The sequence below is a fragment of the Ancylobacter sp. IITR112 genome (genome assembly GCF_041415945.1).
Classification (GTDB): Bacteria; Pseudomonadota; Alphaproteobacteria; order Rhizobiales; family Xanthobacteraceae; genus Ancylobacter.
Window position 1 is genome coordinate 2,016,552 of the sequence record NZ_JBGCUS010000001.1, and the last position, 19,982, is coordinate 2,036,533.

Here is a 19,982-nt window from a genome sequence, read left to right on the forward strand (position 1 = left end):
AGGGGCAGGACATTTCACGGTTGCGCGGACAGCGACATGGAACTGGTGCGGGCGGCCGGGCTCGAACCGGCACTCTCAGAGAGAAACGGATTTTAAGTCCGTTGCGTCTACCTGTTTCGCCACGCCCGCGAGGCTCTCGGCGGTGGCGATCCGCCGCTTTCGGAGGGGTGCTCAGAACACCCCGCCGATGAAGCCGGTCTCGTCGACGAAGATGTCCTCCGCCGCCGGGCGCGAGGGCAGGCCCGGCATGGTCATCACATCGCCGCACAGCGCCACGATGAAGCCGGCGCCGGCGGAAAGGCGCACATCGCGCACCGGCAGCACGAAGCCTTCCGGCGCGCCGCGCTTGGCCGGGTCGGCGGAGAAGCTGTACTGCGTCTTGGCCATGCAGATCGGCAGATCGCCATAGCCCTGCGCCTCGAACTCGGCAAGCTTGCGCAAGGCGGCGGGCTCGATCGCCACCGAACCGGCACGGTAGATGCGGGTGGCGATGGTCTCGATCTTCTGCACCAGCGGCAGGGCGCTGTCATAGAGCGGGCGGAAGGCGGAAGGGGCCTCGGCCAGCGCCGCCACCTCCTCGGCCAGCGCCAGTGCCCCGGCCGAGCCGTCGGCCCAGTGCGAACACAGATGCACGCGCGCGCCCACCGCCGCGCAGGCGGCCTTGATCGCCTCGATCTCCGCCGGCGTGTCGCTGGTGAAGCGGTTGATCGCCACCACCGCCGGCAGGCCGAACGCCTTCATGTTCTCGATATGCCGTACGAGATTGGAGGTGCCGGCGGAAACCGCCGCGACATTCTCCGGCGCGAGGTCCTTCTGCGCCACGCCGCCATGCATCTTCAGCGCCCGCACGGTGGCGACGATGACAACCACGGAGGGCGCCAGCCCGGCCTGGCGGCACTTGATGTCGAGGAACTTCTCCGCCCCGAGATCGGCGCCGAAGCCGGCTTCCGTCACCACATAATCGGCGAGGCCGAGCGCGGTGCGGGTCGCCATCACCGAATTGCAGCCATGGGCGATATTGGCGAAGGGGCCGCCATGCACCACGGCCGGCGTCGCCTCCAGCGTCTGCACAAGGTTCGGCTGGAAGGCGTCGCGCAGCAGCGCGGTCATCGCCCCCGTCACCTTGAGCTGGCCGGCGGTGATCGGCTGGCGGGCGCGGTTCTGCGCCACCACCATGCGCCCGAGCCGCTCCTCCAGATCCTCCAGCGAGCGGGCGAGGCAGAAGATCGCCATCACCTCGCTGGCCACCGTGATGTCGAAGCCGTCCTCGCGCGAGAAGCCGTTGCCCGGCCCGCCGAGGCCGACGACGACGCTGCGCAGCGCGCGGTCATTGAGATCGACCACGCGCCGCCAGTTGATGCGGCGTGTGTCGATGTCGAGCGCGTTGCCCCAGTAGATGTGGTTGTCGATCGCGGCGGCGAGCAGGTTGTGCGCGGCGCTGATGGCGTGGAAATCGCCGGTGAAATGCAGGTTGATGTCCTGCATCGGCACGATCTGCGCATGGCCGCCGCCGGTGGCGCCGCCCTTGGAGCCGAAGACCGGGCCGAGGCTCGGCTCGCGCAGCGCGATGGCGACGTTCTTGCCGGCACGGGCCAGGGCATCGCCAAGGCCGATCGTGGTGGTGGTCTTGCCCTCCCCCGCCGGGGTCGGGTTGATGGCGGTGACGAGGATCAACTTGCCGTCGGCCTTCGCCTCGGCGGCGCGGGCGAAGCCGAGCGCGATCTTCGCCTTGTCATGGCCGTAGCGGTAGAGATCGGCGGCGGGCACGCCGAGCCGGGCGCCGATCTCCTCGATCGGGCGCGGCGTCACGGAGGCGGCGATCGCCGCGTCGCTGGTGGGGTCGATGGTGCGCGCCGCGGTGTTCATGAAGGCTCCCGTAAGACTTCCGCCATCAGGCCGCGCGGGTGCGCTCGGCCAGTATGGCGACCAGCAACATGCCGCCGAGCACCGAGAGGTGCTCGACCGCGAAATAGAACTCGATCTGCGCCATCTGCCCTTCCATGCTCCAGAAATGGTGCGCGATGGGGATGGTCAGCAGGGTGAAGATGCCGAGCGCGCCGGCCCCGAGCCAGGTCGCCCGGTTCATGAGGATAAGCACGGCGCCGGCGAGCTGGGTGGCGATGGTCGCCACCGCGAAAAGCCACGGCGGGTTGAGGCCGAAATAGGCCATCTCGGCCTCGGCGCCGGCGAAATCGGTGATCTTCGAGATGGCGCTGCCGAGGAACATGAAGACAAGCAGGAGACGCGCGACGAAAGCCGTGATCGGCGAGAGCAGGATGCCGGAGATGAGCGAGGGAGTCATCGGTAGAGGCCCCTAAGCGGCGCATTTTGCCGCACCTCGGCATAGCGCAAGGGAAGCCGCCAGGGAATGCCGAAAGGCGAGGCCCCGCCGCAGACGAGGCCCCGCCGCACCTTCACCTCAGGACGGACGGCCGTTGGTCTCGTCGTCCTTGCTGTCCGAACCGTCATCGTCCGGGCCGGCTTCCTCATCCTCGTCGCCTTCCTCCCCTTCCGCTTCCTGCGCGGCCTTGGCTTCGGCGATGAATTCGGCGGCGTATTTCTTGGCGTCGCGCACGCTGTCGCCCATCTCGCGGGCATAGCGGTCGAGATCGAGCCGCAGCCCGCCGACCGAGGGCTTCTCGGTCTCGGAGGCATAGGCCACCATGCGCAGCGACAGGCCGATATCCGACGCGAGAACGGCCATGAAGCTGTCGCTCAGATCGTGCTCGTCGGCATATTCCATCAGCATGTCGTAGAGCGCCGCGCGGTGCTGGTCGAAGGCGGCGTCATAGCCGTCGTCGGTGTCGTTCTCGGGCTCGTCATAGCTGTCGGCCATGTCCTGTCCTCACGCTACCCCGTCGCGGATCGGCGGCTGGAAGCTCAGCCCCATATCCCACGGGAAATAGATCCACGTATCCTGGCTCACCTCGGTGATGAAGGTGTCGATCAGCGGGCGGCCGAGCGGCTTGGCGTAGACGGTGGCGAAATGCGCCGCGGGCAGCATTTCACGCACCACCCGCGCCGTCTTGCCGGTATCGACGAGATCGTCGATCACCAGCAGCCCGCGCCCCCCCTCGCCCGCCGCCGCCGTCACCACCTCGGCGATCGGCTTGAGCACCTGCATCTCACCCTGCTTGGTGTAGTCGTGATAGCTGGCGATGCACACCGTCTCGATCAGCCGCACGCCGAGTTCGCGCGCGACGATGGCGGCCGGCACCAGACCGCCGCGGGTGATGCAGACAATGCCCTCGAACGGCCCCGCCCCGGCCAGCCGCCAGGCCAGCGCGCGCGCATCGCGGTGGAACTGGTCCCAGGAGACCGGGAAGGCCTTGTTCTGGCGGTCGTCGGTCATCAGCAGGCGGCCCCGGCTCGTCTGGTCGAAAAGGCTGAAGAAGCGTCAGCGGCGATCATTAGCGACAGAGCCGCGGCTTCTCCAGTGGCGCCGGCGGGAAATTCCGGGCTTCGCACGGAAAAACGGACTGGCGGGTTCACGCAGGCTTGGCCAGCGCCGCGACCATGGCCTCCACCTGCGCCACCGCCGCCGCCAGCTTTTCAGGATCACGCCCGCGCACCACGAGATTGGTGTTGGGGCGGCCATCCTCGCCCATGAAGGGATAGCTGCCGATGCTCACCTCCGGGTTCGCCTTGGCGATTTCCCCCAGCGGGCCGCCGACATCGCCCTCGCGCGCATCCGCCCGCACTGTGTGGGAGAGCATCCTCACCCCGGTCTTCAGCTTCGGCGCCACCTGGTCGAGCATGGCCTGCATGATGGTGGGCACACCCGCCATGACGATGACATTGCCGATCCAGAAGCCGGGCGCCTTGGACACCGGGTTCTCCACCAGCTCGGCGCCGTCGGGAATGCGCGCCATGCGCAGCCGCGCCTCGTTGAGATCTTCGGGCTTGATGTATTCGAGCAGCCGGGCGCGGGCGCGCGGATCAATGTCGATGCCGACGCCGAACGCCTTGGCGACGCTGTCGGCGGTGATGTCGTCATGCGTCGGGCCGATGCCGCCGGTGGTGAAGAGATAGCTGTAGCGGGCGCGCAGCGCGTTCACCGCGGCGACGATCTCCTCCTCGATATCGGGCACCACGCGCACCTCGCGCACATCGACACCGATGGCGGTGAGATATTCGGCGATGTAGCCGATGTTGCGGTCCTTGGTGCGCCCCGAGAGAATCTCGTCGCCGATGACCAATATCGCTGCCGTCACCTGTTCTGCCGGGGCCGTCATCCGATTCCTCTCCCTCACCCACACGCCGCCAAGCTGCCATCTGCCGCAAGCCGCCGCAATTCTCCGCACACTTCGCTGCAACAGGCGGCAGGCTGCCTGCCGATTGGGCAATAGGTGCGCAAACTCGCAATTATCGCCGGGAGGCGCGCGCCTCCCCTTCCGCTGGCACGAGCTTTGTAGCTAACTTGGCGGAGTTGGGGAGTACATTTGCACCAATGAGCGTGGCCTTCGACGAAATGACCAATGCGGACGGCTCGATCCGCGCCGCCTATGCCGCTCTCTCGCGCTGGTTGAGCGATGTCCCGCCCGACGTGCTGGACATGCGCCGCAAGGAGGCGGAGTTCATATTCCGCCGCATCGGCATCACCTTCGCCGTCTATGGCGGCAGCGATGCGCAGGAACGCCTGATCCCCTTCGATATCATCCCGCGCATCCTCACCGGCAGCGAATGGCGCCGGCTCTCGCGCGGGCTGGAGCAGCGCACCAAGGCGCTGAACCTCTATCTGCGCGACATCTATTCCCGCCGCGAGATCCTGAAAGCCGGCGTGGTGCCGGAAGACCTCGTCTACCAGAACCCCGCCTTCCGGCCGGAGATGAACGGCCAGAAAGTGCCGCACGATCTCTATGTCCACATTGCCGGCATCGACGTGGTGCGGGTGGACGCCGATACCTTCTATGTGCTGGAAGACAATGCCCGCACCCCCTCCGGCGTCTCCTACATGCTGGAGAACCGCGAGATCATGATGCGGCTGTTCCCCGAGCTGTTCGCGGATAACCGCGTGGCGCCGGTGGAGAACTACACCGACGAATTGCTGGCGACGCTGAAATCGCTGGCGCCGGCGAGTTCCAGCAGCGACCCGGCCGTGGTGGTGCTGACCCCCGGCATCTACAATTCCGCCTATTACGAGCACTCCTTCCTCGCCGACAAGCTGGGCGTGGAACTGGTCGAGGGGCGCGACCTCTTCGTGCGCAACGACATCGTCTATATGCGCACCACCGAGGGCCCGCGCCGGGTGGATGTGATCTACCGCCGGCTCGACGACGATTTCCTCGACCCGCTCGCCTTCCGGCCCGACAGCGCGCTGGGCGTGCCGGGGCTGATGAGCGCCTATAATGCCGGCAATGTCACGCTGACCAATGCGGTCGGCACCGGCGTCGCCGACGACAAGGCGGTCTACAGCTACATGCCGGACATCATCCGCTTCTATCTCGGCGAGGAGCCGCTGCTGAAGAACGTGCCGACCTGGCGCTGCCGTGAAGCGGACCACCTGAAATACGTGCTCGATCATCTCGGCGAACTGGTGGTGAAGGAAGTGCACGGCTCCGGCGGCTACGGCATGCTGATCGGCCCGCGCGCCGACAAGGCGCAGATCGAGCTGTTCCGCGCCAAGCTGAAGCAGGATCCGACCAATTTCATCGCCCAGCCGACACTGGCTTTGTCCACTTGCCCGACCTTCGTCGAGGAAGGCATCGCGCCGCGCCATGTCGACCTGCGCCCCTTCGTGCTGACCGGCGCCGACAGGGTGCGGATCGTGCCCGGCGGGCTCACTCGCGTGGCGCTGGAGGCCGGCTCGCTGGTGGTCAATTCCAGCCAGGGCGGCGGGACCAAGGACACCTGGGTGCTGGAGGAGAGCTGAGCGGCGACCTGACCGTCATCCCGGCGGGCCGCGGGCCGGTTCGGGATCGTCCGTGGAATAGGTGAGCGCTCCCGGCTCGTCGCCGCATGGCGGCCGGGACGACACCGGGTGGGAGCGTGTAGACAGATGCCGATTGAAACATGGCTGGCCTTCGTCGCCGCCTCGGCGGTCCTGCTGGTGATACCCGGACCGACCATCCTGCTTGTCGTTTCCTATGCGCTCGGCCAGGGGCGCAAGGTCGCCTTTCCCGTCGCGCTCGGCGTGGCGCTGGGCGACTTCACCGCCATGACGCTCTCCATGCTCGGCCTCGGCGCGCTGCTCGCCACCTCGGCGACGCTGTTCACCGTGCTGAAATGGATCGGCGCCGGCTACCTCATCTGGCTCGGCATCAAGCTCTGGCGCGCCGGCGGCACGGCGAGCTTCGGCGAGGCGCGCCCGGCGGGCTCCGCCTTCGGCATGATGGCGCATGCCTGGGTGGTCACCGCGCTGAACCCCAAGAGCATCACCTTCTTCGTAGCCTTCCTGCCGCAATTCCTCGATCCCGGTCGGGACTTCCTGACCCAGTTGGTGATTTTCGAGGCGACCTTCCTCACCCTCGCCGCCGCCAATGCCTTCGGCTATGCGCTGCTCGCCGGCCGCCTGCGCGGCGCGGTCCGCAACACGCGCGTCGTCGCCGCCATCAACCGGATCGGCGGCTCGCTCCTGATCGCCGCGGGCGTCGCCACGCTCGCCTGGCGCAACGCCAAATAGAACGCGGGTCCCATGCTGTCTCGTACCGCCGACAATCTCTACTGGCTCGCCCGCTACATGGAACGGGCGGACTGCCTCGCGCGCATTCTCGACGTGACCCAGCGGCTGGCGCAACTGCCGGCGGCCTATGGCGGCTCGACCAATGAATGGCGCTCCGCTTTGCTCACCGCCGGCTGCGCCGAACCCTACAAGGCGGTCTATGGCGACGAGGTGACGGAACAGAACGTCATCAACTTCCTCGCCTTCGCGCCGGAAAACCCGTCCTCGATCCGCAACTGCTTCGAGATCGCCCGCACCAATGCCCGCTCGGTGCGCACCGCGCTGACCATCGAAATGTGGGAGACGATCAACTCCTCCTGGCTGGAGCTGAAGCGCTATTCCACCAAGAACATGACGCGCGAGGAACTGGCGCGCTTCATGTCCTTCGTGAAGGAAACCTCGCTGCGCTTCGATGGCGCCGCCTACCGCACCATGTTGCGCAACGACGCCTTCTGGTTCTCCCGGGTGGGCATGTATGTCGAGCGCGCCGACAACACGGCCCGCATCCTCGACGTGAAATACCATGTGCTGCTGCCGGATTCCGAGCATATCGGCGGGCCGCTCGACTATTTCCAGTGGTCGTCGATCCTGCGCTCCGTCTCCGCGCTCACCTCCTTCCACTGGGTCTACCGGGAGAGCGTGAAGCCGTGGCTGGTGGCGGACCTTCTGATCCTCAACGCGCAGATGCCGCGCTCGCTGACCAGTTGCTACCAGAACATCACGCGCTATCTCGACGATATCGCCGCCTATTACGGCCGGCAGGGCAGTTCGCAGCGCCTGGCGCGCACCACCCTCACCCGGCTCGGCAACAGCCGCATGGAGGACATCTTCCAGACTGGCCTGCACGAATACATCGACAGCTTCGTGACCGAGAACAACCGCCTCGGCTCCCTCGTCAACGAGCAATATCTGCTCTGATCCGGCCTGCGTCATGCGTATCCATGTCAACCACGCGACCACCTATTCCTACGATCCGCCCGCCAATGGCGCGATCCAGACCCTGCGCCTGACGCCGCGCAACCATGATGGCCAATATGTCGTCGGCTGGCGCATCGACATTTCCGAGGGCTGCCAGTTGCGCGCCCATCAGGACGCCTTCGGCAACCTCACCCACACTTTCGCGCTCGACGGGCCGATCCGCGAATTGCGGGTGCTGGTGGAGGGCGAGGTGGAGACGCAGGACACGGCCGGCGTGATCCGCGGCATCAGCGAGCGCTTTCCGCCCTCGCTGTTCCTGCGCAGCACCGACCTCACCTTGGTGGATACCGAGCTTGCCGGCTTCGCGGACGGCGCCGGCACCGGCGAGAGCGACCGCATCGCCCGGCTGCACGCGCTGATGGAGGCCATAGCCGGCGCGATGGCGTTCGACACCGACCCGGCGCACGACTCCACCACCGCCGCCGCCGCCTTCAAGCAGAAGCGCGGCGTGTGCCAGGATTTCGCCCATGTGTTCACCGCCTGCGCCCGCCATATCGGCGTGCCGGCGCGCTATGTCAGCGGCTATCTCGTCGGCGACGGCGCCGACGCCGCGCAGGGGGCGGGCCATCAGGCCGGGCATGCCTGGTCGGAAGCCTATGTGGAGGGGCTCGGCTGGATCGGCTTCGACGCCGCCCTGCGCCAGTGCCCGACCGACGCCTATGTGCGCGTCGCCGTCGGGCTCGACTATCTCGGTGCCGCCCCGGTGCGGGGCAATCGCTATGGCGGCGGCGACGAACAACTGACCGTCGCGCTCAAGGTCGACCAGTCGAGCCGGCAGGTTCAGGGCTGAGCGTCGCGCCGTTTGCGCCGTGCACAGGTGCCGCCGAGGTTGCCCGGCGGGAAAGCGGCCCGGTATAAGGGCCCGGGGTAGCGTCGCATGACGGCCGGCGCGGATGGGGGAAGTGCCTTTCATGACCTATTGTTGCGGCATTCTGGTGCGTGACGGCCTCGTCATGATCGCCGATACGAGGACCAATGCCGGCCTCGACAACGTCTCGACCTTCCGCAAGCTGCACGTCTTCGAGGAACCCGGCCGGCATGTGCTGGCGCTCTCCACCGCCGGCAACCTGTCGATCTCGCAGGCGGTGATCAGCACGCTGCAGGAGGGGCTGGACAATCCGGAGACCGGGGCCAAGGACACGCTGGCCACCTGCACCAGCATGTTCCGCGCCACCCAGCTTGTCGGGCGGGCGGTGCGCCATGTGCATGAACTCTACGGCGCCGCGCTGAAGGAAGCGGATGTGCGCTTCGACGTTTCGTTCCTGTTCGGCGGGCAGGTGAATGGCGGGCGCATGCGGCTGTTCATGATCTACGCCGCCGGCAATTTCATCGAATGCACCAGCGACACGCCCTTCCTGCAGATCGGCGAGCATAAATATGGCAAGCCGGTGCTCGATCGCTCCATCACCTATGACACCGATCTCTACGACGCGCTGAAATCCGGCCTGATCTCGATGGATTCGACCATGCGCTCGAATCTCGGCGTGGGCATGCCGATCGACATTCTGGTGGCGCGACGCGACGCCGGGCAGGCGGAACTGAACTATCGCATCGAGCCGGGCGAACCCTATTTCCACGATCTGCGCGAGCGCTGGTCGGCGGCGCTGCGGGCAGCGCATACCTCGATCCCCCGCCCGCCCTATGGGCGCTGATCGGCCCGCCGACGCAAGAAGGGCCATCCGCATGGTCCTGCGGACGGCCCTTTCCTGCGCGCATCACCGGCAGTGGCGCGCAATATCCGCTCACCGTCAGGTGAGAAGATAAAGAATGATGATGATCGGAATCGGAATACCGATAAGCCACATAAGAATCGCAGGCATCGCACTGTCCTCCGCCGTTGATGACATGGTGTTCGCCTTGACAACGCCGGAATTGCTTTAGGGTTCCTGTCAAAATAACACGCGGCGCCGCACGCGCCGGGGAGGACAACATGAACGCCACGCGCATCGCCCTCGTCACCGGCGCCGGCACCGGCATCGGCAAGGCCGCCGCCCTCGCCCTCGGCGAGGCCGGCTTCACCGTGGTGCTCGCCGGCCGGCGCGCCGAGCCGCTGGAGCAGGTCGCCGCCGCCATGGACGGCAGGGGCCATGCGATCCCCGCCGATGTCGCCGATCCTGCCTCGGTGGCGGCGCTGTTCGACGCGGTGGCGCAACGCTTCGGCCGACTCGACGTGCTGTTCAACAATGCCGGCGGCTGGTCACCGGCGACGCCGATCGAGGACATCCCCCTCGCCGACTGGCAGCATGTGGTGAATGTGAACCTGACCGGGGTGTTTCTGTGCATCCAGCACGCCATGCGGCTGATGAAGGCGCAGGACCCCAAGGGCGGGCGCATCATCAATAATGGCTCGATCTCGGCCCACGCCCCGCGCCCGCTCACCGGCCCCTATACCGCCACCAAGCACGCGGTGACCGGGCTGACCAAGCAGGTGGCGCTGGAAGGGCGGGCGCACAACATCGCCTGCGGCCAGATCGACATCGGCAATGCCGACACCGACATGGCGGTGAAGATGAAGACCGGCATTCTGCAGCCCAATGGCCAGATCATGGTCGAGCCGACCTTCGACCCCGCCCATGCCGGCCGGGCGGTGGCGCATATGGCGAGCCTGCCGCTCGACGCCAACATCCTCACCATGACGATCATGGCCAGTGCCGCGCCCTTTGTCGGGCGGGGGTGAGGGGGAGCCTCAGAACGCCAGCCGGAAGCCGGCGGAGACGGTGGTGGCCTGGAAGTCCATTCCCGCCCCGTCATCCATCGTCTCCAGCAGCGCGCCGGTGGTCATGTCATACATGGACGTGTCGCCGGTGCCGCGGAAATAGGTATCCAGTTCCACGCCGAGATAGAACCGGGCCTGCGCGCTGAGGGCGTAATCCGCACGCGCTCCGACGGTGAGGAACGGCAGAGTGCCGATATCGTCCTCGAAGCGCAGCTTGCGGAAGTAATGGTGGTCGGTGTCGTTGGCGGAGAAGGTCAGCCCGCCCTTGACCAGCGCGGTGAGCGTCCAGGCGTCGCGGGCGAGTTCCGTCTCCACGCCGAGGAACACGCCGGCATAGCGCTGCTGGTAGTCGATGGTCGGCAGGGTGGTGTAGTCGAATTTCGGTGAATCGCGGAAACCGTTGCGGCTGTAGATGGAGGGACCGTCATTGGCGGTCCATTTGATGTCGGTGTATTTGAAGCCCGCCTGCAGCGTGAGCCGGCTTCCCTCCGAGAGCGCGAAGCGCCGGCCCAGCGCCGCGTCGATATCGACATAATGGTCGAGCGTGGTGGAGGGATGGGTGGAGTAATGCGTCCAGTCCGCGGCGGCATAGCTGCGGACAAAGGGGGTGAGCCAGTCGAAATCGCGCATGTGGCTGCTGCCGGAAAAGCCGAGCTTGCCATTGGCGGAGAACACCACGTTCTCCCACAGCTCCACCTTCAGCGCGGCGGTGGCGACCGGCGCGTCGCTCTCCCAGATCAGCCGGCTGATGCGGTTGCCGTTCTCATAGACATATTCATTGGCGGTGATCCAGCTATAGCCGAAGCCGGCCCGCAGCGTGACCTCCTCACCGGGCGTGGCGAAGATCATCTGTTCGGGCACCCCGGCGGAGGGCAGGCCGGACGAGCCGATGTCGGCGGCGGGGCTCGGCCCGAGCGACGCGACAAACAGGCCCGCACCGGCCAGTACCCACCGCGCGAACATCGTCATGACCTGCTCCCCCGCCCCATTCCCCTAAGGAATAGGGGCCGGCGGCGAAGCCTGTCCAGCACCTGTTAAGCGCTTGAAACAGCTTCTTGTTCTGACGGTTTCAGAACACCGCCAGCGCGCCCTGGAACAGCAGCCAACTCAGCAGGCCCATCACCCCGAAGCTGATCAGCGTCGCCACGACGCCCGCCAGAATGAACACCCCGTCGCGTTCGACAAGGCCCAGGCCGAGAATCACCACGGCGATGCCGGGCGGCAGATTGCCGAAGATCGGGATCGGCAGCAGCAGCAAGAGGCCGAGCACCACCACCAGCCCGCCGAGCACGAAGCGGGCCGAGGGCGAGGAGAAATAGGGCAGGCGCGGGCGGGAATAGCCCTCGAAGCGGCGGATCAGCTTCAGCGAGCCGTTGACGATCTTCTCCAGCAGCCCGCGCGAGATGGTGCGGTTGGCGAGCCAGCGCGGCAGCCAGAGTTCGTCGCGCCCCACCAGCATCTGCGCGCCGACAAGACAGAGCAGAATGCCGCACAGCACCGGCAGGCCCGGCGGCATCGGCAGGCAGTTCGGCAGGCCGAGCAGCAGGATGGACAGGCCGAAGGCGCGGTTGCGCAGCGCATGCACGATCTCGCCGACACCGATCCGCTCCGCCGAATGGGCGGTGACGATTGCGGAGAGCAATTCCGACGTGCGGGGAGAACGATGATCCACCAGCGTGACCAGGCTGCCTGACTTTCCTCGGGCGCCGGACCGGCCCCCTTTGTCCGCGCTCATAGCACGTCACGCGCGGCAATAAGAGGGCAGGCTGCCCAAAAGAACGGCCGGCAGGGGTCAGTTGAGGCGGAACTCCCCATCCACGCGCCGCAATTCCGCCGGGCCGATCAGGCGTGCATGCGCCACCCGCACCGAGTGCAGCGGCCCTTCAAGCTCCCGCTTCCAGAAGGCGAGAAAGCGGTTCAGCTCCGGGAAATGCGGGCACAGATCATAATGCTGCCAGAGAAAGCTCTGCAGAATCCCGGGATGGTCGGGCATGCGGTAGAGAATATGGGCGGTGGTCAGGCCATAGCCTTCGAGCTGCCGACGGAAATCCGCCGAGACGCGCCCTGTCTCCCCCTGCCCCGCTTCCGGCGATGCGGCACCACGCAACGAAATCCCCTGTTCAGCCATGCGAAACCTCCTTTCGCGACGATGGGGCAAGTGTGCGGCGGGTGCGGTCCTCGGGCAAGGTTAAAATTGTCAATTCACGTTCAAAATCAATGCACTAGCAGCATATACGACAGAGTGCTGACAGCGCCGCCAGCGCCCGCTTGGCACTCTCGCGCCGAGACTGCCAATTTTTTCCCGTCCGCACCTTGCGCCCCCTTTCCCCGGCGCCTAGATGTCGCACGGCACCGCGCGACACCCCATGCCGACCGGGCTGGCGGGCGCGGTGATCAGGATCAAACGATCGTTCACGATTGGAGAGAGCCGATGAAGTTCCGTCCCCTGCATGACCGCGTGGTGGTCAAGCGTATCGAAGCGGAAGAGAAGACCGCGGGCGGCATCATCATTCCCGATACGGCCAAGGAAAAGCCCTCGCAGGGCGAAGTCGTCGCCGCCGGCCCCGGGGCCCGCGACGAGGCCGGCAAGCTGGTCCCGCTCGATGTGAAGGCGGGCGACCGCGTGCTGTTCGGCAAGTGGTCGGGCACCGAGGTCAAGATCGACGGCGTCGACTACCTCATCATGAAGGAGTCCGACATCCTTGGCGTGCTCGAAGGCGTCGCCGCCTCCAAGAAGGCCGCCTGAGCCAGCCTCTTCCCGCTGCTCGCAACGCATCACCGGAGTAAAATATCATGTCCGCCAAAGAAGTTAAGTTCGCTGGCGACGCGCGCGAGAAGATGCTGCGCGGCGTCGACATTCTCGCCAACGCCGTCAAGGTCACGCTCGGCCCCAAGGGCCGCAACGTCGTGATCGAGAAGAGCTTCGGCGCTCCCCGCATCACCAAGGACGGCGTCACCGTCGCCAAGGAAATCGAACTCGAGGACAAGTTCGAGAACATGGGCGCGCAGATGGTGCGCGAAGTGGCCTCGAAGTCCAACGACCTCGCCGGCGACGGCACCACCACCGCCACCGTGCTGGCCCAGGCCATCGTGAAGGAAGGCGCTAAGTCGGTCGCCGCCGGCATGAACCCGATGGACCTCAAGCGCGGCATCGACCTCGCGGTCGAGGCGATCGTCGCCGACCTCAAGAAGAACGCCCGCAAGGTGACCTCCAACTCCGAGATCGCCCAGGTCGGCACCATCTCCGCCAATGGCGACTCCGAGATCGGCAAGTATCTCGCCGAGGCGATGGAGAAGGTTGGCAATGAGGGCGTGATCACCGTCGAGGAAGCCAAGACCGCCGAGACCGAGCTCGACGTGGTCGAGGGCATGCAGTTCGACCGTGGCTACCTCTCCCCCTACTTCATCACCAATGCCGAGAAGATGCGGGTCGAGTTCGAGGACCCCTACATCCTCATCCACGAGAAGAAGCTGTCGGGCCTGCAGGAACTGCTGCCGGTGCTCGAAGCCGTGGTGCAGACCTCCAAGCCGCTCCTGATCATCGCCGAGGACATCGAGGGCGAGGCTCTCGCCACCCTCGTCGTCAACAAGCTGCGCGGCGGCCTCAAGGTCGCGGCGGTGAAGGCCCCCGGCTTCGGTGATCGCCGCAAGGCCATGCTGCAGGATATCGCCATCCTGACCGGCGGCACCGCCATCTCCGACGATCTCGGCATCAAGCTCGACACCGTGACGCTCGCCATGCTCGGCCGCGCCAAGAAGGTCGTGCTCGAGAAGGAGAACACCACCATCGTCGACGGCGCCGGCTCCAAGAAGGACATCGAGGACCGCGTCGCGCAGATCAAGGCGCAGATCGAGGAGACCACCTCGGACTATGACCGCGAGAAGCTGCAGGAGCGCCTCGCCAAGCTCGCCGGCGGCGTCGCGGTGATCCGCGTCGGCGGCGCGACCGAAGTCGAAGTGAAGGAAAAGAAGGACCGCGTTGACGACGCGCTGCACGCCACCCGCGCGGCGGTCGAGGAAGGCGTGCTCCCGGGCGGCGGCGTCGCCCTGCTGCGCTCGCTCAAGGCGCTGGACAGCGTCGAGACGGCCAATGCCGACCAGAAGACCGGCGTCGACATCGTCCGCAAGGCGGTGCAGTACCCGGCGCGCCAGATCGCCAGCAATGCCGGCGAAGACGGCTCGCTGATCGTCGGCCGCATCCTTGAGAAGAACGACTACGCCTTCGGCTTCAACGCCCAGACCGGCGAATATGTCGACATGTACAAGGCGGGCGTCATCGACCCGGCCAAGGTGCTGCGCTCGGCGATCCAGAACGCCGCCTCGGTGGCTTCGCTGCTGATCACCACCGAAGCCATGATCGCCGACCTGCCCAAGAAGGGCGGCGCGGCCCCCGCCATGCCCGGCGGCGGCATGGGCGGCATGGGCGGCATGGACTTCTGAGGAAGTCCATTCCCCTTCGGCTGATGAAGTGCCGAAGCCGGCGACAGCCGGCTTCGGGGGCGGCGGGGACTTCTGCAGAAGTCCCACGCTGATAGAAAGAGAGAGGGCGTGGCGCGAGCCGCGCCCTTTTTCGTGCCGGCGCGGCGCCAGGCGGTATTGCAGGGCCGATTCTGTTGCATCAAAGACGCATGCCCGCGAACAGCAGCGAACCGGGCGGTTCGAGGCGAACCCTCTGTCGGGAAACGCATTGTCCCGGCAGTTCGCTCATCTGGAGAACCCCATGAACCGCCCGCTGCTGAACCGCTCGCTGCTTCTCGGCGCCGCCTGCCTGCTGGCCTCCGGCACCGCCGGCGTCGCCGCCGATCTGCCCTACCCCGTCAAGGCCCAGCCGGTGCAGGTGTTCGTGCCCGCCTTCTCCTGGACCGGACTCTATCTCGGCGGCAATGCCGGCTATGCCTGGGGCGAATCGAAGGGCTCCGACGTCGCGTTCTTCGACAGCACCGGCGGCGTCTACACCCCCGCGCCGGGCCTGTATTTCGGCAATGACGTGAATTTCGGCAATATGGATGGCTGGGTCGCCGGTGGCCAGATCGGCTATAATTACCAGTTCACCAACAATGTCGTCGTCGGCATCGAGGCGGACTTCCAGTGGACCGGCGCCGAGGACAGTCTCGCCTTCTACGCCACGCCGGGCGGCCCCTACTACCAGACCAGCGCCGAACTCGAATGGTTCGGCACGGTGCGCGCCCGCCTCGGCTATGCCTTCGACCGGCTGCTGGTCTACGGCACCGGCGGCTTCGCCTATGGCAAGGTCAGCGGCTCCACCACGGTGATGGGCCTCACCGGCGGCGGCGCCCCGGACATCACCACCGCGTCCACCGGCTCCTATGACAATGTCAACACCGGCTGGACCGTCGGCGGCGGTGTCGAATATGCCATCACCGACAATTGGATCCTGCGCGGCGAATATCTCTATGTCGATCTCGGCGACACCAACGTGACCAGCTATCTCGCCGGCACCCCGGGCAGCTATGTCAGCGCCAAGGCCGACCTGACGAGCAACATCGTCCGCGCCGCAATTAGCTACAAGTTCTGATCCCCGGCCGATTGTCCGGCGAATGGAAAAGCCCGGCGCGAGCCGGGCTTTTTTGCGTCTGGACGAGATAGGGACGATGGGGGAGACGCTGGCCGAACCGCGGCGCCGCTGTCGGCTCCCGCGCGTCAGAAGCGGGCGGACGCCCAGCGCACCAGGTCGACGAACACCTGGTCGGACGCCCGGTCGAGCGCGGCCGTGGCCTCCGGCCCGCTGGTCGAGGCGGCCGGCGCGCGGGCGGTGAACACCTGCGCGGCGACGATGCGGCCGGAGCTGGCGCCGACGATCTTCACCGAGACTTCCACCACCGCCACCGGCCCGCCCTCATAGGTGCGGATGCCGAAGGCGCGCAGATCCGAGAGCAGCATGTAATCGGCGCTCAGCCCCTCGCCGGCGCGGCCGACGGAGCGGGCGCGGTTGCCGTTCTCGAAGGATTCGATCAGCCGCGCCTGGAACAGCGCCGGCAGCCGGTCGCTCCACTGCGCCTTGTCGAGATAGGTGATCTGCCCGGGCTGCGGCTCGACCACGATGCGCTCGGTGTCGAGCACCGCCAGCGCCGTGGGCGGGCCGACCACGAGCAGGCCCGTACCGCGACGCGGGGCGTTGAAATCGGCCGGTGCGCTGAGATCGAAGGTCGGCACGGCCTGATCGCCGCCGGAAAGCAGCGTGCTGCAGCCGCCAAGCGCGAGCGCCAGCGCCACAATGCCGGCCGCGCCGGCACGCCGGCCAAGCCCTTCGCTCCGCCCGCCGGAGCGGAGGCCCGTCTCGTCAGAACTCACGCGAACGCCCCTGCCCCCGTCGATGTCCCCAGAACCCATAAGCTGGCGCCCCATGCCTAACGCCCATTGTAGCTGGGCACATTCGACCCGCCAAAGATGAACTGACGCGGATTGCGCTCGAAATTGCGGAACACACGCTCGATTTCCGCCAGCGTGCGCCGTCCGTCCACCGCCAGCGCTTCGTACTGGCGCAGGCCCGGGCCGGCGAACTTGTTGAGATTGACCGAGAGCTCCGCCGTGCGGGTGTCGAGATTGGCGGCGAGCTTGCGCACTTCGGCGGCCGCGCTGGAAATCTCGTTGAACATCCCCTTGCCTTCGTCGCTCGTGGTCATCGCGTTCACATTGTCGAGGATCACATTCACCTTGTCCGCCATGGTGCCGAGCTGGGCGGTGAAGGCGCTGATGTCGTCCACCGTGCTGCCGAGCTTCTGCGGATCGACCGACACCACCAGCTTGTCGAGATTGTCCGCCAGCGAGGAAATCCGCTGCGCGGCGCCGCCCATCTCGCGCAGGAAGCTGTCGATATTGCCGGCGTTCTCGCCGAGGGCAGCGGTGAACTTGTCGACATTGTCGATCACCGACGACACCTTGGCGTCATTGGCCTTGATGAGATCGTCGACGCGGATGGCGATGTCGTTGACGCGGCCGAGCACCTCGCGGGCGGTGCGCATCAGGTCCTGCACCGCGGACGTGTCGGCGTCGATCATCGGCAATTGCCCTTCCGCCGGGGCCGGCAGCGGCGCCGCCTGCGTCGAGCCGCCGATCAGCCCGACCGAGGCAAGCCCGGTGAGCAACTGCGAGTCGAGCGTGGCGCGTGTGTCCGACTTGATCGGCGTGTCCGGCTGCACCGCGATGCGGGCGATCACCTTGCGCGGATCCTGCGCGTCGAGGCGCAGCGACGTGACCTCGCCGACCGGGATGCCGTTGAAGGTGACGGAGGAGCCGGTCTGCAGCCCGCTCACCACGCCGCTGAACACGACGTCATAGGAGGTGCGCGGCCCGCGGCTGGCCGAGCCGGTGAACCACCAGACAAAGGCGAAGCCGGCCGCGACGACCGCCAGGGTGAACAGCCCGATGATGGTGTAATTGGCGCGTGTCTCCATGGTCTCCTCAGCGCGCCCCCTCAGAACCGAAGCCGGCGGCGCGCGCCCGCTTCCCGTGGAAATAAGCCGAAACCCAGGGGTGCTTCGACGCCAGCATGGTCTCGATCGGGCCGACGGCAATGACCTTGCCCTCGGCCAGCGCCGCGATGCGGTCGCAGACCGTGTGAAGGCTGTCGAGATCGTGGGTTACCATGAATACGGTCAGCCCCAAAGTCTGCTGCAGCGTGGCGATGAGCTCGTCGAACTCGCCCGCGCCGATCGGATCGAGGCCGGAGGTCGGCTCGTCCAGAAACAGGATTTCCGGATCGAGCGCCAGCGCCCGCGCCAGCGCCGCGCGCTTGATCATGCCGCCGGAGAGTTCGGAGGGCGCCTTTTCCGCCGCATCGGCGGGCAGGCCGACCATTTCCAGCTTGGCGATGGTGAGTTCGTCCATCAGCCGCTGCGACAGATCGAGATATTCGCGCATCGGGAACTGGATGTTCTGCCGCACGCTGAGCGAGGAAAACAGCGCGCCCTGCTGGAACAGCACGCCCCAGCGCTGCTCCAGCGCCCGGCGCCCCTTGAAGGTGAGGCCGTCAAGGTCCTGCCCGAACACTTCCACCGTGCCGGCGCGCTTGGGCACCAGGCCGAGAATGGTCCGGGTGAGCACCGATTTGCCGCCGCCCGAGGCGCCGACGAAGCCGAGAATCTCGCCGCGCATCACATCGAGCGACAGGCCGTTGAGAATGACGCGCTCGCCGAAGCCGACGACGAGATCGCGCACCCGGATGATCGGCTCGCCCGGGGCCACTTCGGAGGCGGCCGCGCCATTGCTGCGGGGGGCTTGGCTGTCCAGTTGCACCGCCGCCCTCACATGTCGATCGCGGCGAAGAACATGGCGAACAGCCCGTCCACCACGATCACCAGGAAGATGGCCTTCACCACCGAGGCGGTGGTGTGGGCGCCGAGCGATTCGGCGCTGCCGCCCACCCGCATGCCCTCCATGCAGGCGATGAGGCCGATGATCGCCGCCATGAACGGCGCCTTGATCATGCCGACCTCGAACGTGTTCAGCGCGATCGCCTCCTGCAGCCGGGCGAGGAAGATTTCCGGCGAGATGCCGCCATAGAGCCAGACCACCAGCCCGCCGCCGAACAGCGCGCACATATTGCCGATGAAGGTAAGCAGCGGCACGGCGATGATCAGCGCGATCAGCCGCGGCAGCACCAGCACCTCATTGGGATCGAATCCCATCACCCGCAGCGCGTCGACTTCCTCGCGCATGCGCATGGAGCCGAGCTCGGCGGTGAAGGCGCTGCCGGAACGGCCGGCGACCATGATCGAGACGATCAGCACGCCGAGTTCGCGCAGGGTGAGGATGCCCACCATGTCGACGACATAGGTGGTGGCGCCGAATTTACGGAAATGGAAAATGCCCTGCTGGGCGATGATGCAGCCGATCAGGAAGGTGATCAGCGCCACGATCGGCACCGCGCGCAGGCCCGTCCGCTCCAGATGATAGATCATCGAGGTGACGCGGAACGTCATCGGCCGCACCAGCACCCGCAGCAGCGCGGAAACGACGGAGCCGATGAAGGACAGCAGCGCCAGCCCATCCTCGGCGGTCGACGCCATGGTCTTGCCGACGAGCTGGATGCCGCCGAGCACCGGGTTCACCTGGCGGCGGCGGGGCGGGTTGGTATGGCTGCCCTGGATGATGTCGTCGAGCAGCGGCCGGAATCGACGGTCCAGCCCGACGATCTGGAACCGGATATTGGCCTTGTCGAGCGCCTGCAGCAGCCGGTCGAGCACCACGGCGCCGAGCGTATCGAGGCTGCGAACGCCGGAAAGGTCGATGCGTGCCGTCTCGCTGCCACCGGCCGCGACCTCGGCGAGGGCGGCATCGACGGAACCTTCGAGCGCGCGCCCCTGCCCGGCCACCCAGCGGCCATTGCCCACGAACACGAGTTCGCGGCCAGTGCGGGCGGTGGCCAGAAGCGGCGCTTCAGCAGCTCCCACGATGACCCTCCCTGCGGACATGACCACACCACGGCCGCGACGCCGATACCCCACTACGCTCCGTGCTTCTTAGCGGGGGGTGCCGCAGGCGTCGAGAGAGCGGGCGGCGATTCGGGATTAATGCCGGTGCGCAGGCGACTTAATCGCCGCCACTGTGCTTTCGCGGCGACGCCCCGGCGGCGGCAACCGGCCTTATCATGGCGCGGCCGATTCC

The 19,982-nt window shown here is 66.8% G+C and carries 21 protein-coding genes and 1 tRNA gene; 9 read left to right on the top strand and 13 right to left on the bottom strand.

Translation table 11 applies throughout. The annotated features are described in order from the left end of the window. Positions 1-43: 43 nt before the first annotated feature. From AAC979_RS09795 to AAC979_RS09820, 6 genes are all read right to left on the bottom strand, one after another. Positions 44-129 (bottom strand) — tRNA-Leu (locus AAC979_RS09795). Positions 130-171: 42 nt separating this feature from the next. Then, a complete protein-coding gene (locus tag AAC979_RS09800; protein WP_371346647.1) occupies positions 172-1,866 on the bottom strand; it encodes a formate--tetrahydrofolate ligase in 1,695 nt (564 codons plus the stop codon). Between the two features lie 25 nt (positions 1,867-1,891). Further along, positions 1,892-2,302 (bottom strand): DoxX family protein, encoded by a 411-nt coding sequence (locus AAC979_RS09805; RefSeq protein ID WP_371346648.1) that lies wholly within the window; start codon positions 2,300-2,302, stop codon positions 1,892-1,894. A 117-nt stretch (positions 2,303-2,419) separates the two neighbouring features. After that, complete coding sequence (locus AAC979_RS09810; protein WP_371346649.1) at positions 2,420-2,836, bottom strand: hypothetical protein; 417 nt, start codon at positions 2,834-2,836, stop codon at positions 2,420-2,422. A 9-nt stretch (positions 2,837-2,845) separates the two neighbouring features. Then, on the bottom strand, positions 2,846-3,352 hold the full coding sequence (gene gpt / locus AAC979_RS09815) for a xanthine phosphoribosyltransferase (protein ID WP_371346650.1): 507 nt from the start codon (positions 3,350-3,352) through the stop codon (positions 2,846-2,848). Positions 3,353-3,488: 136 nt separating this feature from the next. After that, positions 3,489-4,235, bottom strand: coding sequence for a competence/damage-inducible protein A (locus AAC979_RS09820; protein WP_371346651.1), 747 nt, complete (start codon positions 4,233-4,235; stop codon positions 3,489-3,491). Positions 4,236-4,450: 215 nt separating this feature from the next. Between AAC979_RS09820 and AAC979_RS09825 the strand changes: the two genes are divergently transcribed. The 6 genes from AAC979_RS09825 to AAC979_RS09850 all read left to right on the top strand — a co-directional run bounded on the left by AAC979_RS09825 (position 4,451) and on the right by AAC979_RS09850 (position 10,316). Then, positions 4,451-5,872 carry a circularly permuted type 2 ATP-grasp protein gene (locus AAC979_RS09825; RefSeq protein WP_371346652.1) on the top strand — a complete coding sequence of 474 codons (1,422 nt, stop codon included), beginning with the start codon at positions 4,451-4,453 and terminating at the stop codon, positions 5,870-5,872. 126 nt (positions 5,873-5,998) lie between these two features. After that, positions 5,999-6,622 carry a LysE family translocator gene (locus AAC979_RS09830; protein WP_371346653.1) on the top strand — a complete coding sequence of 208 codons (624 nt, stop codon included), beginning with the start codon at positions 5,999-6,001 and terminating at the stop codon, positions 6,620-6,622. A gap of 12 nt (positions 6,623-6,634) precedes the next feature. Then, positions 6,635-7,579, top strand: coding sequence for an alpha-E domain-containing protein (locus tag AAC979_RS09835; protein ID WP_371346654.1), 945 nt, complete (start codon positions 6,635-6,637; stop codon positions 7,577-7,579). A gap of 13 nt (positions 7,580-7,592) precedes the next feature. After that, complete coding sequence (locus tag AAC979_RS09840) at positions 7,593-8,429, top strand: transglutaminase domain-containing protein (protein ID WP_371346655.1); 837 nt, start codon at positions 7,593-7,595, stop codon at positions 8,427-8,429. 121 nt (positions 8,430-8,550) lie between these two features. Then, on the top strand, positions 8,551-9,291 hold the full coding sequence (locus tag AAC979_RS09845; RefSeq protein ID WP_371346656.1) for a peptidase: 741 nt from the start codon (positions 8,551-8,553) through the stop codon (positions 9,289-9,291). A gap of 278 nt (positions 9,292-9,569) precedes the next feature. Continuing rightward, a complete protein-coding gene (locus AAC979_RS09850) occupies positions 9,570-10,316 on the top strand; it encodes an SDR family oxidoreductase (RefSeq protein ID WP_371346657.1) in 747 nt (248 codons plus the stop codon). Positions 10,317-10,325: 9 nt separating this feature from the next. On the opposite strand, the gene AAC979_RS09855 is transcribed toward AAC979_RS09850, so the two are convergent. From AAC979_RS09855 to AAC979_RS09865, 3 genes are all read right to left on the bottom strand, one after another. Further along, positions 10,326-11,324, bottom strand: coding sequence for an omptin family outer membrane protease (locus tag AAC979_RS09855; RefSeq protein WP_371346658.1), 999 nt, complete (start codon positions 11,322-11,324; stop codon positions 10,326-10,328). A 100-nt stretch (positions 11,325-11,424) separates the two neighbouring features. Continuing rightward, positions 11,425-12,090 carry an exopolysaccharide biosynthesis protein gene (locus tag AAC979_RS09860; protein WP_371346659.1) on the bottom strand — a complete coding sequence of 222 codons (666 nt, stop codon included), beginning with the start codon at positions 12,088-12,090 and terminating at the stop codon, positions 11,425-11,427. 57 nt (positions 12,091-12,147) lie between these two features. Next, positions 12,148-12,483 (bottom strand): usg protein, encoded by a 336-nt coding sequence (locus AAC979_RS09865; protein WP_371346660.1) that lies wholly within the window; start codon positions 12,481-12,483, stop codon positions 12,148-12,150. Positions 12,484-12,786: 303 nt separating this feature from the next. On the opposite strand from AAC979_RS09865, the gene groES reads away from it, so the two are divergent. From groES to AAC979_RS09880, 3 genes are all read left to right on the top strand, one after another. Continuing rightward, positions 12,787-13,101, top strand: a complete 315-nt coding sequence (gene groES / locus AAC979_RS09870) for a co-chaperone GroES (protein ID WP_244376186.1) — start codon at positions 12,787-12,789, stop codon at positions 13,099-13,101. Positions 13,102-13,148: 47 nt separating this feature from the next. After that, entirely contained in the window at positions 13,149-14,795 is a 1,647-nt protein-coding gene (gene groL, locus AAC979_RS09875) for a chaperonin GroEL (protein WP_371346661.1), read from the top strand. Between the two features lie 280 nt (positions 14,796-15,075). Next, entirely contained in the window at positions 15,076-15,891 is an 816-nt protein-coding gene (locus AAC979_RS09880) for an outer membrane protein (RefSeq protein ID WP_371346662.1), read from the top strand. A 125-nt stretch (positions 15,892-16,016) separates the two neighbouring features. Here AAC979_RS09880 and AAC979_RS09885 read toward each other — a convergent pair whose 3' ends face one another. The 4 genes from AAC979_RS09885 to AAC979_RS09900 are packed head-to-tail and all read right to left on the bottom strand — an operon-like array spanning position 16,017 to position 19,768. Further along, positions 16,017-16,667: an ABC-type transport auxiliary lipoprotein family protein gene (locus AAC979_RS09885; RefSeq protein ID WP_371346663.1), complete on the bottom strand. Its 651-nt coding sequence runs from the start codon at positions 16,665-16,667 to the stop codon at positions 16,017-16,019. Positions 16,668-16,723: 56 nt separating this feature from the next. Further along, a complete protein-coding gene (locus tag AAC979_RS09890; protein WP_371346664.1) occupies positions 16,724-17,770 on the bottom strand; it encodes an MlaD family protein in 1,047 nt (348 codons plus the stop codon). Between the two features lie 7 nt (positions 17,771-17,777). Continuing rightward, positions 17,778-18,605 (bottom strand): ABC transporter ATP-binding protein, encoded by an 828-nt coding sequence (locus AAC979_RS09895; protein WP_371349034.1) that lies wholly within the window; start codon positions 18,603-18,605, stop codon positions 17,778-17,780. 14 nt (positions 18,606-18,619) lie between these two features. Then, positions 18,620-19,768, bottom strand: coding sequence for an MlaE family lipid ABC transporter permease subunit (locus AAC979_RS09900; protein WP_371346665.1), 1,149 nt, complete (start codon positions 19,766-19,768; stop codon positions 18,620-18,622). Positions 19,769-19,982 lie beyond the last annotated feature (214 nt).

Bases quoted from the DNA above. Each gene is read 5' to 3' on its own strand.
- AAC979_RS09800 (WP_371346647.1), bottom strand. From the start codon at position 1,866: ATGAACACCGCGGCGCGCACCATCGACCCCACCAGCGACGCGGCGATC.
- AAC979_RS09805 (WP_371346648.1), bottom strand. From the start codon at position 2,302: ATGACTCCCTCGCTCATCTCCGGCATCCTGCTCTCGCCGATCACGGCT.
- AAC979_RS09810 (WP_371346649.1), bottom strand. From the start codon at position 2,836: ATGGCCGACAGCTATGACGAGCCCGAGAACGACACCGACGACGGCTAT.
- gpt (WP_371346650.1), bottom strand. From the start codon at position 3,352: ATGACCGACGACCGCCAGAACAAGGCCTTCCCGGTCTCCTGGGACCAG.
- AAC979_RS09820 (WP_371346651.1), bottom strand. From the start codon at position 4,235: ATGACGGCCCCGGCAGAACAGGTGACGGCAGCGATATTGGTCATCGGC.
- AAC979_RS09825 (WP_371346652.1), top strand. From the start codon at position 4,451: ATGAGCGTGGCCTTCGACGAAATGACCAATGCGGACGGCTCGATCCGC.
- AAC979_RS09830 (WP_371346653.1), top strand. From the start codon at position 5,999: ATGCCGATTGAAACATGGCTGGCCTTCGTCGCCGCCTCGGCGGTCCTG.
- AAC979_RS09835 (WP_371346654.1), top strand. From the start codon at position 6,635: ATGCTGTCTCGTACCGCCGACAATCTCTACTGGCTCGCCCGCTACATG.
- AAC979_RS09840 (WP_371346655.1), top strand. From the start codon at position 7,593: ATGCGTATCCATGTCAACCACGCGACCACCTATTCCTACGATCCGCCC.
- AAC979_RS09845 (WP_371346656.1), top strand. From the start codon at position 8,551: ATGACCTATTGTTGCGGCATTCTGGTGCGTGACGGCCTCGTCATGATC.
- AAC979_RS09850 (WP_371346657.1), top strand. From the start codon at position 9,570: ATGAACGCCACGCGCATCGCCCTCGTCACCGGCGCCGGCACCGGCATC.
- AAC979_RS09855 (WP_371346658.1), bottom strand. From the start codon at position 11,324: ATGACGATGTTCGCGCGGTGGGTACTGGCCGGTGCGGGCCTGTTTGTC.
- AAC979_RS09860 (WP_371346659.1), bottom strand. From the start codon at position 12,090: ATGAGCGCGGACAAAGGGGGCCGGTCCGGCGCCCGAGGAAAGTCAGGC.
- AAC979_RS09865 (WP_371346660.1), bottom strand. From the start codon at position 12,483: ATGGCTGAACAGGGGATTTCGTTGCGTGGTGCCGCATCGCCGGAAGCG.
- groES (WP_244376186.1), top strand. From the start codon at position 12,787: ATGAAGTTCCGTCCCCTGCATGACCGCGTGGTGGTCAAGCGTATCGAA.
- groL (WP_371346661.1), top strand. From the start codon at position 13,149: ATGTCCGCCAAAGAAGTTAAGTTCGCTGGCGACGCGCGCGAGAAGATG.
- AAC979_RS09880 (WP_371346662.1), top strand. From the start codon at position 15,076: ATGAACCGCCCGCTGCTGAACCGCTCGCTGCTTCTCGGCGCCGCCTGC.
- AAC979_RS09890 (WP_371346664.1), bottom strand. From the start codon at position 17,770: ATGGAGACACGCGCCAATTACACCATCATCGGGCTGTTCACCCTGGCG.